A 13,762-nucleotide genomic window follows, 5' to 3' on the forward strand; every position below is an offset into this window, starting at 1 on the left:
GCTGGGCGACAGATTTGATCCCTCGGAGGCGAAACTATGAATGATAAGGCAAATAGCATTGCACAACCGGCAATGCTTGCCGCTACGGGTGTTGCTAAACGCTTTGGCAGTACCCGCGCCCTCGTTGACGCTGTTTTTGAAGTCAGGCGCGGCGAGGTGCATGGATTACTCGGCGCAAATGGTGCGGGCAAATCAACTCTTTCACGCATTATTTGCGGACATATTCGCCGCGATAGTGGCGATATTCTCTATAATGGAAAACCACTAAATCCACGCTCAACCCGCGATGCACTTCGTAGCGGCATTGCCCTTGTCGCGCAGGAAACCAGCCTAGCGCCGGATCTTTCGGTGTTGGAAAATATCTTTCTGCCTGAATATGGTACAAGTGGGCGCTTGTCTTATGGCTCAATGCGCCAGCGAGCGCATGCGATTCTTAGCCGTTTGGGACATGAACAAGTATTACCACTGGACCAAATTGTGCGCGACCTTTCGGCAGCACAACGGCAGCTGGTAGAAATCGCCAAAGCTCTCGCACTTGAAGCGAGCTTGATGATTTTCGATGAACCGACATCTTCGCTAAGCCCTTCAGAAGTAAGCCGATTATTTGACATCATGTCCCGTCTGAAAGAGCAGGGGCATGGACTGGTTTTCGTCTCGCATCGTCTGGAAGAGGTCTTTGCGGTTACAGATCGAGTTACGATCATGCGGGAAGGCGCAACAGTCGCTCGCAATCTGCAAACGGCCACCTTAACGCAGTCTGACATAATCCGTCATATGGTCGGACGTGATTTGGAAAGCATATATGGCCAGCGCGATGAAACGGAAAATAACCGTTTTGGCGAAACCATATTGGAAGTTGAGCATCTCGTCAGCCATCCCATTGTGCATGATGTGTCGTTCAGCGTGCGAAAAGGCGAAGTGCTAGGGCTTGGTGGTCTGGTGGGGGCAGGACGTTCCGAAGCTGTTGGTGCATTGTTTGGCCTGCGCCATCGCGATGGTGGAACAATCAAAATCAATGGCAAACAGGTGGACCCACGCAGTCCCGCTCAGGCAATTAAACTTGGCATTGGTCTGGTTGCAGAAGATCGGCGTGCGCAAAATATTGTGCCTGACCTGACAGTGGGTGAAAATCTTTATCTGGCCCATATTGGCAGCCATAAGGGTTTTACCCTTGGCTATAGCTCGCGCCGTAAAATGGTTGATGAGCTTCTTAGCAAGCTCGACCTACCGAAAGATCGCCTTGATGCTAGTCTGCTGACATTCTCAGGCGGCATGCAGCAGAAAGTCATTATCGCGCGTTGGCTGCTTGTTGAGCCATCTATCCTTATTCTCGACGAACCCACAAAAGGCGTTGATATTGGAACGCGCAGTTCGATTTATTCAATCCTGCGGGAAATCGCCGATCAAGGCGTGGCTGTTATCATCATCTCATCCGATTTTGAAGAACTGCTCGGCGTCTGTGCTCGAGTCGTGGTTATGAGTGATGGAATAACGATTGCTGATTTGCCAAAAAGCGTGCTGAATGAGGAAAAGCTCACCCTGCTTGCCGCGCCGCGCACCTCAACTCAGCGCAACATGCAACTGCTCAAAAAACTCAGTGATGAATATAATGCAAGCACCTTCTGGGCATTGATCGATACTGATGAGCTTATTTGTCTTGGTACATCTTCGGGAAAATCGGCTCCGCAGACGGGACTGACTGCTGGCAATGCCTTTCCACATGAAGAAACAAATATATCTTATGCTTTAAATCAGCAATCTGATGATTTTATACGCGAACCGGAAAGTGGCATTGCAACGCTACTGGTCCCAATGCGCAATAAACGTGGGCACGATCTTGGCTGGATTGGGGTGAGCATCAATCCTGATGCGCCCTTGCCCGACCGCCAGCAAATCATCAGCCAAATTTCGGACATGACAGACGCCGATCTATCTTCTGGAGCCTCATAATGTCGACATCTACCTCATCTGTGTCAAAGGTCTGGTCGCGCGTGATCCGTAGCCTGGAAATCCGCATGCTCGGTCTGGCTTTAATTCTTGCTATCGGTCTTTCGCTGCTTTCACCCTATTTTCTGACCCAGAACAATATATTCAACATTCTTGATCAGTCGGTGGTTATCGGCATTGTTGCCGTGGGTATGACTTTGGTCATTCTAACTGGGGGGATTGATCTTTCAGTTGGCTCTGTCGCGGGACTTACGGGGATTATTCTGGGCCTTGCATTGCAATCCCTGCCAATTCCCGTTGCAATAGCTGTTGCGGTGCTGAGCGGTGCCGGCATCGGTCTTATTTCAGGCATTCTAATCGCAGTGTTCGGCCTTGCACCCTTTGTGGTGACGCTTGGCATGATGGCCATTGCGCGCAGCCTTGCCTATATTTTCTCAGGCCAGACGGCGATTTCAAATATTCCCAGCGGATTGTCGGACATTGTTTACACAACAGTGTTGGGCATTCCGGGCAATGTGCTGTTTCTTCTTATTCTCTACGCGATAGCTTGGGCCTATCTCACCTATACTAAGGGCGGGCGCACCATTTATGCGGTGGGATCAAACGCCGAAGCAGCGCGTGCTGCGGGCCTAAACGTGCTATTTTATTCGATCCTGCCTTATGTGATTTCCGGCGCTCTTGCCGCGGTAGCGATCACATTTTCCATTGCGCAAATCCTATCTGCGGACCCGCTCGCGGGCAATCAGATGGAACTTGATGCAATTGCCGCAGTCGTGATCGGTGGTGCAAGCCTCTATGGCGGTCGTGGCTCCATCATCGGCACACTTATTGGCGTCATCATAATGGTCATGATCCGCAATGGTCTGAACTTGATGGGCGTTTCACCTTTTTGGCAGGGCACTGCCATCGGCTCAATTATCATTTTGGCATTGCTAGCTGAGCGTCTCGTCAACTGGCGATCTGCTCGATAAGGAGGTTATCATGCAAGAAAATCCCAGCAGAAATATCCGACTTTTTGGAACAGATCAGCCTGTTACTCCCCCTTTATTACTTAAGGCTGGTGCTCTGAGTGCTGAACTTGAAGCGGGTAATCTTCGTTATATCCGCTTTAATGGCGTGGAAGTGATGCGGGCGATTTCCTTTATCGTCCGTGATAAAGATTGGGGCACTTATGAACCCGATATATTTGATCTCAAAGTCGCAGAAGATGAGCACGGATTTACGATTCGCTATCAGGCTTGCACGAAAGATGACGTGCAGTCATTCACCTATCAGGTGAAAATTACTGGCAATACAGATGGCAAGCTCATTTTCGATGCGACTGGCAGCGCCGACACAGATTTTCTCACCAATCGCACCGGATTTGTGATCCTGCATCCGATTGATGGTGTCGCGGGCGAAAAGGTCGAGATCGAACATGTTGACGGCAAGATCGTAGCAAGCCGGTTTCCACGTCTCATTGATCCAGTGCAGCCGATGATGGAACTCAGGAGACTGACACACTGGGCAGGGGACGGCCAATTACGCATTGATTGCCTTATGGAAGGCGATACCTATGAAATGGAGGATCAGCGGAACTGGACTGACGCTTCTTATAAAACCTATGTCCGCCCGTTAGCGCTGCCTTGGCCTTATACGATCAGGGCGGGAGAGAAAATTGTCCAATGCATTACATTGAGCGTAAGCGGAACCTGTGAAGGAAATGCGACCGGTAGTCCTGTATCGATACGAATATTAGGCACGGATGGAAAAGTGCCAGCACTTGGATTGGGGATTGATCCTGACGATATTGAAGCGGCTCAAAGCGTCGTAAATAGGGTTGCAGATATTGGCGCCCATCACCTAGTTTGCCATTTTGATCCACGTCGTGGCCATGACAGAACCAGTCTTGAAGGCCAGATTAATTTGGCGAGGAAAATCAACGCAACCCCCTGGCTCGAAGCGGTGGTTGCATCCGTTGACAATTACGAAGCCGAGATTTCCGAACTAGGCAAAATAGTCTCTGAACTTGGCTCACCATTTAGCGTCGTTCTGGTATCACCGGCTCCCGACCTTAAATGCACATTGCCCGGGAGTGTCTGGCCTCCGGCTCCGCCAGCCGAACAAATGTACGAAGCTGCCCGAAAGGCGTTTCCTAGTGCCGAAATCGGCGGCGGAATGTTCAGCTACTTCACCGAGCTTAACCGCAAACGTCCGCCGCTTGGCCCGCTTGATCTTGTAAGCTTCACCACATCCGCACTGGTTCATGCCGGTGACGATCGTTCTGTTATGGAGACCTTGCAATCTTTGCCAGCAATTGCCGAAAGTGCTCAGGCAATAGCTGAACATTTACCCTATGCTGTGGGTCCATCAGCCATAGGCATGCGCGATAATCCCTATGGTGAAGCTCCGAAAGAAAATCCGAGCAATATTCGTCAGGCAATGAACCGCAATGATCCGCGCCAGCGCGGATTGCTGGGGGCTGCCTGGGCGCTTGGGTATTTTGCGCGCTTTTCCTATGGTGGCGCAAGTCATATCGCCATCGGCGCGCCTGTGGGGGCGTCAGGTGCCGTGGTGACGCAGGCCGACTTGCCCCTGCCAGCCTTTGACACCGCCGGAGAAGTCTATCCGGTGTTTCATATCCTTCGAGGTCTGGCTAAACTCCATCATAAATCTTTGCGAAAGTTGGAAATTTCCCGCTCCGATCTTGTCCAGGCCATAGCTGCCGAAACGGAGAGCGGAGACGTGGAATTGTGGCTTGCCAATCTGACACAGGAAACAGTCACGGTAAGTCTGGAAAAGGAACCAAGCGGGATGGCAAAGCTTGATGAGAATAATTTTGTGGAGGCAGCTCAAACCCCCAACCTACTGGACGAGCTTAAACCGCAATCGGCTCAAAATTTGACGCTCGCGCCTTATGCGGTCACTAGAATTAAATTTGCGCAATAAAAACCGATAGTCACAACTAAGACTGAACTGCGTTTCAAAAGAAAGAACCGCGCAGCTTGCACGGTTCTTTTCACTTTATTAATTCTCAGATCACGCCGCTTGTGCGTGAGCATTCACTGAAGATTCAGCAAGCTGCGTGAGATTCTCATCCGTCTTGCCTTCTTCCTGAAGGGTCTGATCAAGCAGCTTCGCAACATCCTTATAGCCCAGCGTTTCAGCGTGCCGTAACGGGTGATTTCATAATGTTCCACGGCCTGAGCAGAAGAGATTAGACCAGCATCAAGTGCGGGAGTGCCTGCAAACTCCTCCATGATTTCTTCGCCTTCAGAAATAATGCCCTCAATAGCATCACAGGTTTTACCCTGCGCACGCTTGCCAAGGCTTTCAAAACATTGCTGTAGCCGCTCAATCTGCATTTCGGTCTCATAACGATGCTTTTCGAAAGCAGCTTTGAGCTTATCGTCATTCGCAGCTCTTGCCATTTTAGGTAGTGTTTTCAAAATCTTACGCTCAGCGTAATAAATGTCTTTCAAAGTATCGTAAAACAAATCTTCCAGATTGCGTTGTTTCTTGGCCATGCCGGTCCTCCTATGGTGAAATTGCGAAAACTTGCTTCGGAACTGATTCAACATTCAGGATTGCGTTTTGTTGCATCATTTAGAAAAAGATGATTTCTGATGATGTGAACAGGGCACGGTCACCTTGCCTTGCCTGACCGAGAAACCGTCAATTTTTGGACTTATGCTCGGGCTTGCCTTTTCGCTTGGTCGAAGCCATTTTCTTAAGCTCCTCCTCAGACATGGATTTTTCCATCTCTTTTGACGCCCCACGCAACTTGCTTTTTGGAGTGTCACCGCGTTTTGCCGAAAGAGCTGCGCCTGCAGCTTTCTGTTGTGCTTTGGATTTGGCTGGCATTGACTTGCCTCCTCACTCGCAGAATTCGGAATGCTTTGCCTAACACCGTCTGATTTGGTGATCGGAAGGATCAAACGGCTGGCCCCGACGCTTCCCTTCGTCGGGGCCTCGTGTCCATGACGTTAAACACGCACCATTGGAAATGGTACTTTCAAACGAAGGGGAAAAAGAATTGTTCCAAGATACCGGAATTTTACACTTAAAATGTCAGCGCCGAGATCCGGACATGAGAAAGCGTTAACCGCTTGGATTATCTGGATGCCGGGGATCGTGATCAAGTGAGGACGATATGTTGGAATTCGCTGCGCGATAAGGCCCGTCAAGACGCCGCTTTTTGGATCTTTGATATGCCAAGCGCGCGGCCATCTCGCTAACATAAGCTGCATTGCGCAGCCCGCTTTCATAGAGCATCATTATGCAGGAAGCCAATTCCGAAGCACAATAATCTCGACCCTGCTTTTCAAGGTTCATCGCTGCTTTAGAGTAACAGCTACGCAGGAAATTGATTTCGTCCGGATGGTAAATGCGATGCGCTTCATTAAAAAGCGGCATGATAGTCTCCTTTCGATAAAGAAGAAACATCGCCCACCTTTTCAACAATTATTGTGCCGTATTCATAAGGCTGAATCAACCGGTATTGGGATAAAACTAAATTTTTTACGACTTCATAATTGGGGGCAGGGCGGAAGATTTACGTGTTAAACCCGCCCCGTTCCAACACGATCACCCCGCGCGGCGCGTCAACCGGCTCAGCAGAGAGTTGAAAGACGCCATATAGTTTTTCGTTGCGAAAAGCGCTGTGACTGTTTGTGGTCAGATCCTTGTCGCCGATTGCAACCTCGCCGGATCGTGCACATGTTTCGGCTTGGCTTGCGACCACCCGCGCATCAGCGGCCGATCGAGCCGATACCAAAACAGAACCATATTTGGAGGCGAGATCCCCCTGATCTTCCTTAGTAAAAGGCGTTAGCAGAAAGGCATAACATGTAAAGTTCTTGTCAACTTTTACTCCATGATCTGCGCGTTCGCCCCAGGATTCAAAAATATTTTTATCCTTATACATGACACGCCCTCCAATTTCTGTTTGGGTCTTAAAATAAACCATGGAAGGCAAATGATGTTCCCAACCGCATTGCAGAATACTGAAATTTGATCATGCGAAAACAGAATGCTGGCTTGACGAATTCGTTCTTTGCTCGAAGTGCAGAAGAAGTCGCCCCAGACTTGATCGGTTGCGAATTTTTCGTTGAGGGGGTGGGCGGCAAAATTGTCGAGACGGAAGCCTATACAAGGTTTGATCCCGCATCGCACAGCTTTCGCGGCCCGACGCGCAGAAACCAATCCATGTTTGGTGAACCCGGAACCGCTTATGTTTACAGAATTTATGGTCTGCATTGGTGCATGAATTTTGTGTGCGCGGACGCATCAGCGGTGCTGTTACGTGCTCTTTTGCCCGTTAACGGCATCGAGCTCATGAAAGCACGCAGAGGAGGGGTCAGCGAGATTCAACTCTGTTCGGGACCCGCCAAACTTTCCGAAGCGCTCGGCATAAGCGGAAATTTAGACGGTGCATCCCTCTTTGCTCCACCCTTTACATTAAGAGCACGTAGTGAACAGCCGGTTGAAATATTGGAAGGTGAACGTATAGGAATAAGCCGCGCCACCGAGCTGCCGTGGCGGTTCTGGCTGGCTGACTGTGCCTTTACAAGCCGTCCCAAACTCCGCTCTAAACCGCGTAAATAACGCAAAAACAAACTATCATTGTGGCTCAAGCCCTAGCGGTTGGATAGTTTAGAACGTGTCCTTATTCCAACCGGCCGCAAATTGTGTGGCAGATGATCTCGAAATCTCTTCATAGCTATGTTGAAGTATGCCACCCCAGACGAGGTGCGCCACAATCATTAATAGATTGCGCTGAGCCGGGTGCTGTGTTGCGGGTTTAAGCACTTTGATAAGCGGTATCCAACCGAGATAACTCGCTGCCCAGACAGCTAAGCCGTAAAGACATCCATTGGGTTTTCGACGTCTCAATATTGGATAAAGCGCGCCCGCCAAAGCACCATAGGCAAAATGCGCAGCAACCGGAGCCGCATCACTTTTAGGAGAGATGTGCGGTAATAGATTATCTGTTAGTTCACGCGGGGGCAGCGGATAGCGGTGTTCGGGTTTAAGCCATTTGAAACTGACGCGCATGAAGCAGGTCATCGCTGTGGTAGCGGTAATGCCTGCCAATGCACCAAAAATAACCTTGTTCATATCAACCTCGCCAGGACAGTGTTTCTCCTTTCTAACGCAGCGGGCGCAAGTTTGTTCGCATGAAAATCATGAGCAGGCGGATAATCCTGACCATGCTAAATCGTGCGTTGTGGAGGGTTGAGCGAGTGACGCTCGCTTGCGCCTCTCTTCAACAGTTATTTTGATGCAAAAGCCTGCTGCCGTAATTTATGGATTGCATTAATCTTTTTAACTGTTTGATAAGCCTAAGAGAACATTAGTACTGACTAAGGAATGCTTCTCGGCAAATTCAGGCTATCAATGCCATTGTCGTTGTAAAAGAGACGGGCTGGGACTCTGGCATGGATATTACAATAATAATTTTTTTGCTGGTCTATCTTGCCATGGGCTGCGGAACTTTGCCCGGTTTCAAGGTCGATCGCACAGGCGCTGCAATTATTGGCGCATTAGCAATGTTGTCTGCAGGCAGCATCACTTCGCAAGCTGCTTGGAACGCGATAGAATATCACACGCTGGGAATGCTTTTCGGCCTAATGGTGGTATCCGCCGGGTTTACCGTGTCGGGTTTCTACGCTTGGGCGGCATCGCGGGTTGCTGGTTTGCCCCTGTCGCCGCCTTTATTGTGCGTTGTGCTGATCGCTGTTGGTGCGGTCTTATCGTCTTTACTGACAAAAGATGTCGTAGCCGTTGCGATGACACCGCTTCTTGTGTCCGTCACCCTTGCACGCGGTTTAAATCCAGTGCCTTTTTTGCTCGCATTTTGTTTCGCGGTTAATACCGGATCAACCGCCACATTGATCGGCAGCCCGCAAAATATGATCACGGCACAGAAACTCGATATATCGTTTAACAATTTTGTAGCTGCGACCGCTACACCCGCCCTGTTATCGCTTCCCATCGTTTGGGCAGTGGTCACTTCTGCTTACCGGGGACGATGGCAATTACCGAAAGACTCTGCGGTTAAAGATGTCGCTGAGGAAACAATTCCGCTTGACCTTCTTGAGACTGCAAAAACCGCTGTGGTTGCAATAACGGTGATTGGAGCACTCATCTTCAGCGATCTGCCTAGGGATATTGTGGCGTTGGCGGGTGCGGGCGTTCTGTTATTAAGCCGAAAAATTTCGTCGCATAATATGCTTAAACATGTCGATGGCGATCTGATTTTGCTACTTATGGGATTGTTCATTGTGAATGCGGCAGTGGCGGCGACTGGATTGCCGCAACAGTTTCTAACCGCGCTGGCCAGCATGGGAATTAACCTCAATGAGCCGGTTACGCTGTTTTTGACTAGCGGGCTGGTGAGTAATCTTGTGGGCAACAATCCTGCTGTAATGCTTTTAATACCCTATTTGCACACCGGTGCTGGTGCAGATGCGCTAGGGGCGGCTCTTGTTCTTGGAACCGGATTTTCCAGTAACATGATCATTTTTGGAAGTCTTGCGGGAATTATAATGGTGGAAGAAGCAGAAGCCCGCGGGATTAAAATATCATTTTGGGAATTTGCACGTACCGGACTGATCGTCTCGGTGGTGTCCATGCTCGTCGCACTGGGTTGGGTATATTATTTTCTGTAAACGGCCCATTGCCGGACTTCGATAATCCGCGCCAAAGAAAGTAAAACGCTAATAATGGTTTGCCTTATTATCTAAATGCTAAATTATCTGCGCATAAGAGGATTGTGTTTTATTTATGGCGTTGAACGACTAGCATTTAATTGGTAGCGCTTTCGAAGCTGGAGCTTAGGTCGATCGGTGAATCTAGGTTTCCAGTCGTTCAGGCACGGAGGTTTCATATGCATTTCACGCCTCGTGAAATAGACAAGCTCATGATCCATACGCTGGCAATGGTTGCTCAGCGTCGAAAAGATCAGGGGCTAAAACTCAATCACCCCGAAACTGTTTCTTTAATCGCAGCCGCCGCTCTTGAAGGCGCACGGGCGGGAAAGACAGTTGAAGAAGTCATGGAACTGGCCCGTAAAACCGTCACCAAAGACGATGTGATGGAAGGCGTAGTCGAAATGATTCCTTATGTTCAGGTTGAAGCTGTATTTACCGATGGAAGCCGTCTGGTGACCGTTCACGATCCTATTCAGTGATTCCTGTAGGAGGTCAAATCATGACTACAGATAAAGTTAAGACACCCGTCGGTGGGCTAGTCCTCGGCAAGGGCGATATTGAAATCAATGCCGGTTATCCAGTAACGGCTTTGAAAGTGCGCAATACGGGCGACCGTCCTATTCAGGTAGGGTCACATTTCCACTTTTTCGAGGTCAATGCCTCTTTGGAATTTGATCGCGAACAGGCTTTCGGCAAGCGCCTCAATATTCCTGCAACAACCGCTTTACGTTTTGAACCTGGCGACGAGAAAGAAGTCTCCCTCGTTCCGTTTCAAGGCAAGCAGCGAGTGCTTGGGTTCAATGGATTGGTCAATGGCTGGATCGGCGAAGAGAGCTACAACAAGTCTCGGCCGCGACTGACCGATGCGATGGAACGCGTCGAACGGTACGGCTTCAAAAACAAGCCGTAATCCCTCGCCCCAAATATATCAGTAGCAGGATTCTGAAATGGCAAAGATTTCAAGGCAACAATATTCGGATCTTTACGGTCCGACGACAGGCGACAAGATACGCCTTGGTGATACTGATCTTTATATTGAGATCGAACAGGATCTTCGCGTTTATGGCGAGGAAGCAGTCTATGGCGGCGGTAAGACGCTGCGCGACGGTATGGGTTATGACAGCGAATATACGAGTGCTGCGGGCGCTCCCGATCTCGTCATCACCAACGTAACAATTCTTGACGCTGTTCAGGGCGTTATTAAGGCCGACGTCGGGATCAAGAATGGTTTGATTTGCGGTATCGGTAAAGCTGGCAATCCTTCCATCATGCCAGACGTCACCCTGCCACTTGGTCCTGGCACCGACGCTATTTCCGGTGAACATCTGATATTGACAGCAGGCGGCATTGACGCTCACGTTCATTTCATTTCCCCGCAACAGGCTCAGGCTGCTCTTAGCAATGGCGTAACCACGCTTTTTGGTGGCGGCGTAGGGCCAACGGACGGAACCAACGGCACAACCATCACGCCAGGCACCTGGAACATCGAAATGATGTTGCGCTCGTTCGATTCATGGCCTGTCAATGCGGGTGTGTTGGGTAAAGGCAACTCCTCCTGCGCATTAACCAGTGAAGAACAGATCCGTGCTGGCGCGTTGGGTCTTAAAATTCACGAAGACTGGGGCAGCACGCCTGAGGCAATCCGTACATCATTGACGGTTGCTGACGAGTATGATGTTCAGGTCTGTATCCATACTGATACGCTTAACGAAGCTGGTTTTGTGGAGAACACAATCGCAGCTTTCGAAGGTCGAACCATCCACACCTATCACACCGAAGGTGCGGGCGGCGGACACGCGCCTGACATTATTCGCGTTGCGGGTCAATCAAACGTTATACCGAGCTCGACCAACCCGACGCTGCCATATGGCATCAATTCCCAGGCCGAATTGTTCGACATGACGATGATCTGTCACAATTTGAGCCCCAAGATTCCGACTGACGTTGCATTTGCGGAAAGCCGCGTCCGTCCGGAAACCATCGCAGCAGAAAATGTGCTTCATGATATTGGCGCAATTTCAATTCTGTCGAGCGACAGTCAGGCTATGGGTCGCGTGGGTGAAAACTGGGCGCGTACCATTCAAACCGCACATCTGATGAAGACCCGTTTTGGTGCTTATTCCGGTGATGAATCGGGCAATGATAACCAACGTGTGCTGCGGTTTATTTCCAAGGTTACGATCAACCCAGCCATCGCGCAGGGCGTCGGACATGTCATCGGCTCGGTTGAAGTCGGAAAAATGGCAGACCTGGTACTTTGGGAACCTGCCTTCTTTGGCGCCAAGCCGAAAATGGTTATCAAAGGCGGCATGATTTCCTGGGCTCTGATGGGCGATCCAAACGCGTCATTGCCGACGCCACAGCCTGTTACCTACCGTCCGATGTATGGCGCTATGGGCTCGGCACTGGCCAAAACCCGAGTGACATTCACATCTCAGGCTGCGTTTGATGAGGGTATTGTTAATCGTTATGAGCTGCAGTCGCAGGTCATGCCGGTTCATGGAACGCGGACAATCAGCAAGGCGTCAATGGTTCGCAATAATACATTGCCCACCATTGAAGTTAACCCTGAAACCTTTGCTGTTACCGTTGATGGAAAACACGCAACGATCGAACCGGCGACCACGGTTCCATTAACCCAGCTGCATTTCTTCAGTTAATCGAAAAAACAGGAGGGGGTTTAATGCCCCCTCCTTGTAAGCAGACGCTTAGCATGCGGTTGAACAGCGCTGCAGCGGCGGACATAAATTTTTGCAAGCTTTCGGAGTTAGTATGATCCTCGTTGAGAAAACGCTCGGCAATATCAAGGATCCTGTGTGGCATGATCGTTCGCATCACGCGCAGGTTGACCTTCTTTCACTGGAACAGTGGGAAGCACCCAAAAGCCGACTGCGCAAGGCCAGCGAAGGCGGCATAGAACTCGCAATTTCCCTGCCTCGTTCCGAACATCTGCATGATGGCGATGTTCTTCATTACGACGAGGAAAAGAATATCATCGTCGTGGCTCGCATTGCGCTCAAAGAAGTTATGGTGATCGAGCTGCAGGATCTGGAAAGTCTTTCACCGCAAGAAATCCTTCGGATTTGCTTCGAACTCGGGCATGGGTTGGGCAATCAGCATTGGCCTGCAGTTATCAAAGGCACCAATGTTTATGTGCCACTCTCGGTTGATCAAAAGGTGATGGCATCGGTTATGCGCACGCATGCCTTTGATCGCGTTAAAACCTATTTTGCGCCGGGCGAAGAAATAGCAGCCAAACTAGATGCAAAAGAAGTACGGATGTTGTTTGCGGGTGCCGATGCAACACCGCATCACCACCATGGCGCGCATGTTCATGCGCATGAACATCACGGTGATGATCACACCCATTCGCACGATGTAGCCACGGACAGGACATGACCGGCAAACAAAAGAAAGAACTGACAAACTCTTCGGAAATGGTTCTTTTATCCAGATTGCTGCAATTTTCGGATTCAACCTTACCCGTGGGCGCGTTTGCCTTTTCCAATGGGCTTGAATCCGCGCTGCAAACCGGCGTGGTAACCGATGCATCCAGTTTGCAGCAATTTGTCGAACTAATTGTTCGTCAAGCAGCTCACATGGATGGTATTGCACTTTTGCATACTCACCGCGCCTACATGGCTGGCGATTATAAAGCGGCAGTTGCGGCTGATCATGAGCTTTGGAACCGCAGGGTGGGTGAAGAGCAGCAATTGATGCTTTCGCGAATGGGCAAGAAATTTACTGAGCTCTCATTGAAGATCAGTGATTTTCCTTGGCTCGAAACGTGGCTAGCCGACATCAAATCTGGATCGACGCCGGGATGTTTTCCCATTGGCCACTCAATTGCTCTCGCGCAAATGGGTGCCGATGAAAAACAAGCTTTTGTCGTACATCAATATGGCGTGGCATCGATGATTATGAGTGCTGCCGTTCGGCTGATGCGCATCGATCATCTCGATACACAGCGAATATTATTTGCGACCCAAGCCCGCGTTGAAAGCGATTATCAGGATATTTGCCAGCTTTCTCTGGATGAAATGTCGAGTTTTGCCCCGGTTTTCGACGTGCTGGTCGCGCATCACACTAAAACGCATGTCCGCCTCTTCATGAACTGAGTG

Annotated in this window: 14 protein-coding genes and 1 pseudogene; 10 read left to right on the plus strand and 5 right to left on the minus strand. The window is 50.0% G+C overall.

Going from position 1 to position 13,762, the window contains the following annotated elements:
* Positions 1–36 precede the first annotated feature (36 nt).
* The 3 genes from C7374_RS11390 to C7374_RS11400 are packed head-to-tail and all read left to right on the plus strand — an operon-like array spanning position 37 to position 4,875.
* Positions 37–1,950: a sugar ABC transporter ATP-binding protein gene (locus C7374_RS11390; protein ID WP_111575754.1), complete on the plus strand. Its 1,914-nt coding sequence runs from the start codon at positions 37–39 to the stop codon at positions 1,948–1,950.
* Complete coding sequence (locus C7374_RS11395; protein WP_111575755.1) at positions 1,950–2,918, plus strand: ABC transporter permease; 969 nt, start codon at positions 1,950–1,952, stop codon at positions 2,916–2,918. Before C7374_RS11390 ends, C7374_RS11395 begins: the two co-directional genes overlap by 1 nt.
* A 10-nt stretch (positions 2,919–2,928) precedes the next feature.
* The gene (locus tag C7374_RS11400) at positions 2,929–4,875 is read left to right on the plus strand and encodes a D-apionate lactonase family protein (protein WP_111575756.1); all 1,947 of its coding nucleotides are present in this window, start codon (positions 2,929–2,931) and stop codon (positions 4,873–4,875) included.
* Between the two features lie 90 nt (positions 4,876–4,965).
* On the opposite strand, the pseudogene C7374_RS11405 reads toward C7374_RS11400, so the two are convergent.
* The 4 genes and pseudogenes from C7374_RS11405 to C7374_RS11420 form a co-directional block, all read right to left on the minus strand.
* Positions 4,966–5,453 (minus strand): annotated as a pseudogene (locus tag C7374_RS11405) (YciE/YciF ferroxidase family protein).
* A 148-nt stretch (positions 5,454–5,601) separates the two neighbouring features.
* Positions 5,602–5,790 carry a DUF3008 family protein gene (locus tag C7374_RS11410; RefSeq protein WP_111575757.1) on the minus strand — a complete coding sequence of 63 codons (189 nt, stop codon included), beginning with the start codon at positions 5,788–5,790 and terminating at the stop codon, positions 5,602–5,604.
* A gap of 237 nt (positions 5,791–6,027) precedes the next feature.
* The gene (locus C7374_RS11415; protein ID WP_111575819.1) at positions 6,028–6,342 is read right to left on the minus strand and encodes a hypothetical protein; all 315 of its coding nucleotides are present in this window, start codon (positions 6,340–6,342) and stop codon (positions 6,028–6,030) included.
* Positions 6,343–6,481: 139 nt separating this feature from the next.
* Complete coding sequence (locus tag C7374_RS11420; RefSeq protein ID WP_146612728.1) at positions 6,482–6,853, minus strand: hypothetical protein; 372 nt, start codon at positions 6,851–6,853, stop codon at positions 6,482–6,484.
* 92 nt (positions 6,854–6,945) lie between these two features.
* Here C7374_RS11420 and C7374_RS11425 point away from each other — a divergent pair, with 92 nt between their 5' ends.
* Positions 6,946–7,533: a DNA-3-methyladenine glycosylase gene (locus C7374_RS11425; protein WP_111575759.1), complete on the plus strand. Its 588-nt coding sequence runs from the start codon at positions 6,946–6,948 to the stop codon at positions 7,531–7,533.
* 48 nt (positions 7,534–7,581) lie between these two features.
* Here the strand turns inward: C7374_RS11425 and C7374_RS11430 are convergent, their stop codons facing one another.
* On the minus strand, positions 7,582–8,046 hold the full coding sequence (locus C7374_RS11430) for a hypothetical protein (protein WP_111575760.1): 465 nt from the start codon (positions 8,044–8,046) through the stop codon (positions 7,582–7,584).
* Positions 8,047–8,366: 320 nt separating this feature from the next.
* On the opposite strand from C7374_RS11430, the gene C7374_RS11435 reads away from it, so the two are divergent.
* The 6 genes from C7374_RS11435 (at position 8,367) to C7374_RS11460 (ending at position 13,759) form a co-directional block, all read left to right on the plus strand.
* Positions 8,367–9,599 carry an ArsB/NhaD family transporter gene (locus tag C7374_RS11435; RefSeq protein ID WP_111575761.1) on the plus strand — a complete coding sequence of 411 codons (1,233 nt, stop codon included), beginning with the start codon at positions 8,367–8,369 and terminating at the stop codon, positions 9,597–9,599.
* Positions 9,600–9,817: 218 nt separating this feature from the next.
* The gene (locus tag C7374_RS11440; RefSeq protein WP_111575762.1) at positions 9,818–10,120 is read left to right on the plus strand and encodes an urease subunit gamma; all 303 of its coding nucleotides are present in this window, start codon (positions 9,818–9,820) and stop codon (positions 10,118–10,120) included.
* A gap of 20 nt (positions 10,121–10,140) precedes the next feature.
* The gene (locus C7374_RS11445) at positions 10,141–10,551 is read left to right on the plus strand and encodes an urease subunit beta (protein WP_111575763.1); all 411 of its coding nucleotides are present in this window, start codon (positions 10,141–10,143) and stop codon (positions 10,549–10,551) included.
* Between the two features lie 37 nt (positions 10,552–10,588).
* A complete protein-coding gene (locus C7374_RS11450) occupies positions 10,589–12,301 on the plus strand; it encodes an urease subunit alpha (RefSeq protein WP_111575764.1) in 1,713 nt (570 codons plus the stop codon).
* 112 nt (positions 12,302–12,413) lie between these two features.
* A complete protein-coding gene (locus C7374_RS11455) occupies positions 12,414–13,040 on the plus strand; it encodes an urease accessory protein UreE (protein WP_111575765.1) in 627 nt (208 codons plus the stop codon).
* A complete protein-coding gene (locus C7374_RS11460; protein WP_245412642.1) occupies positions 13,037–13,759 on the plus strand; it encodes an urease accessory protein UreF in 723 nt (240 codons plus the stop codon). Before C7374_RS11455 ends, C7374_RS11460 begins: the two co-directional genes overlap by 4 nt.
* The last annotated feature ends 3 nt before the right edge of the window (positions 13,760–13,762 follow it).

Origin of the sequence: Falsochrobactrum ovis (genome assembly GCF_003259955.1) — a bacterium.
Lineage (GTDB): Bacteria > Pseudomonadota > Alphaproteobacteria > Rhizobiales > Rhizobiaceae > Brucella > Brucella ovis_A.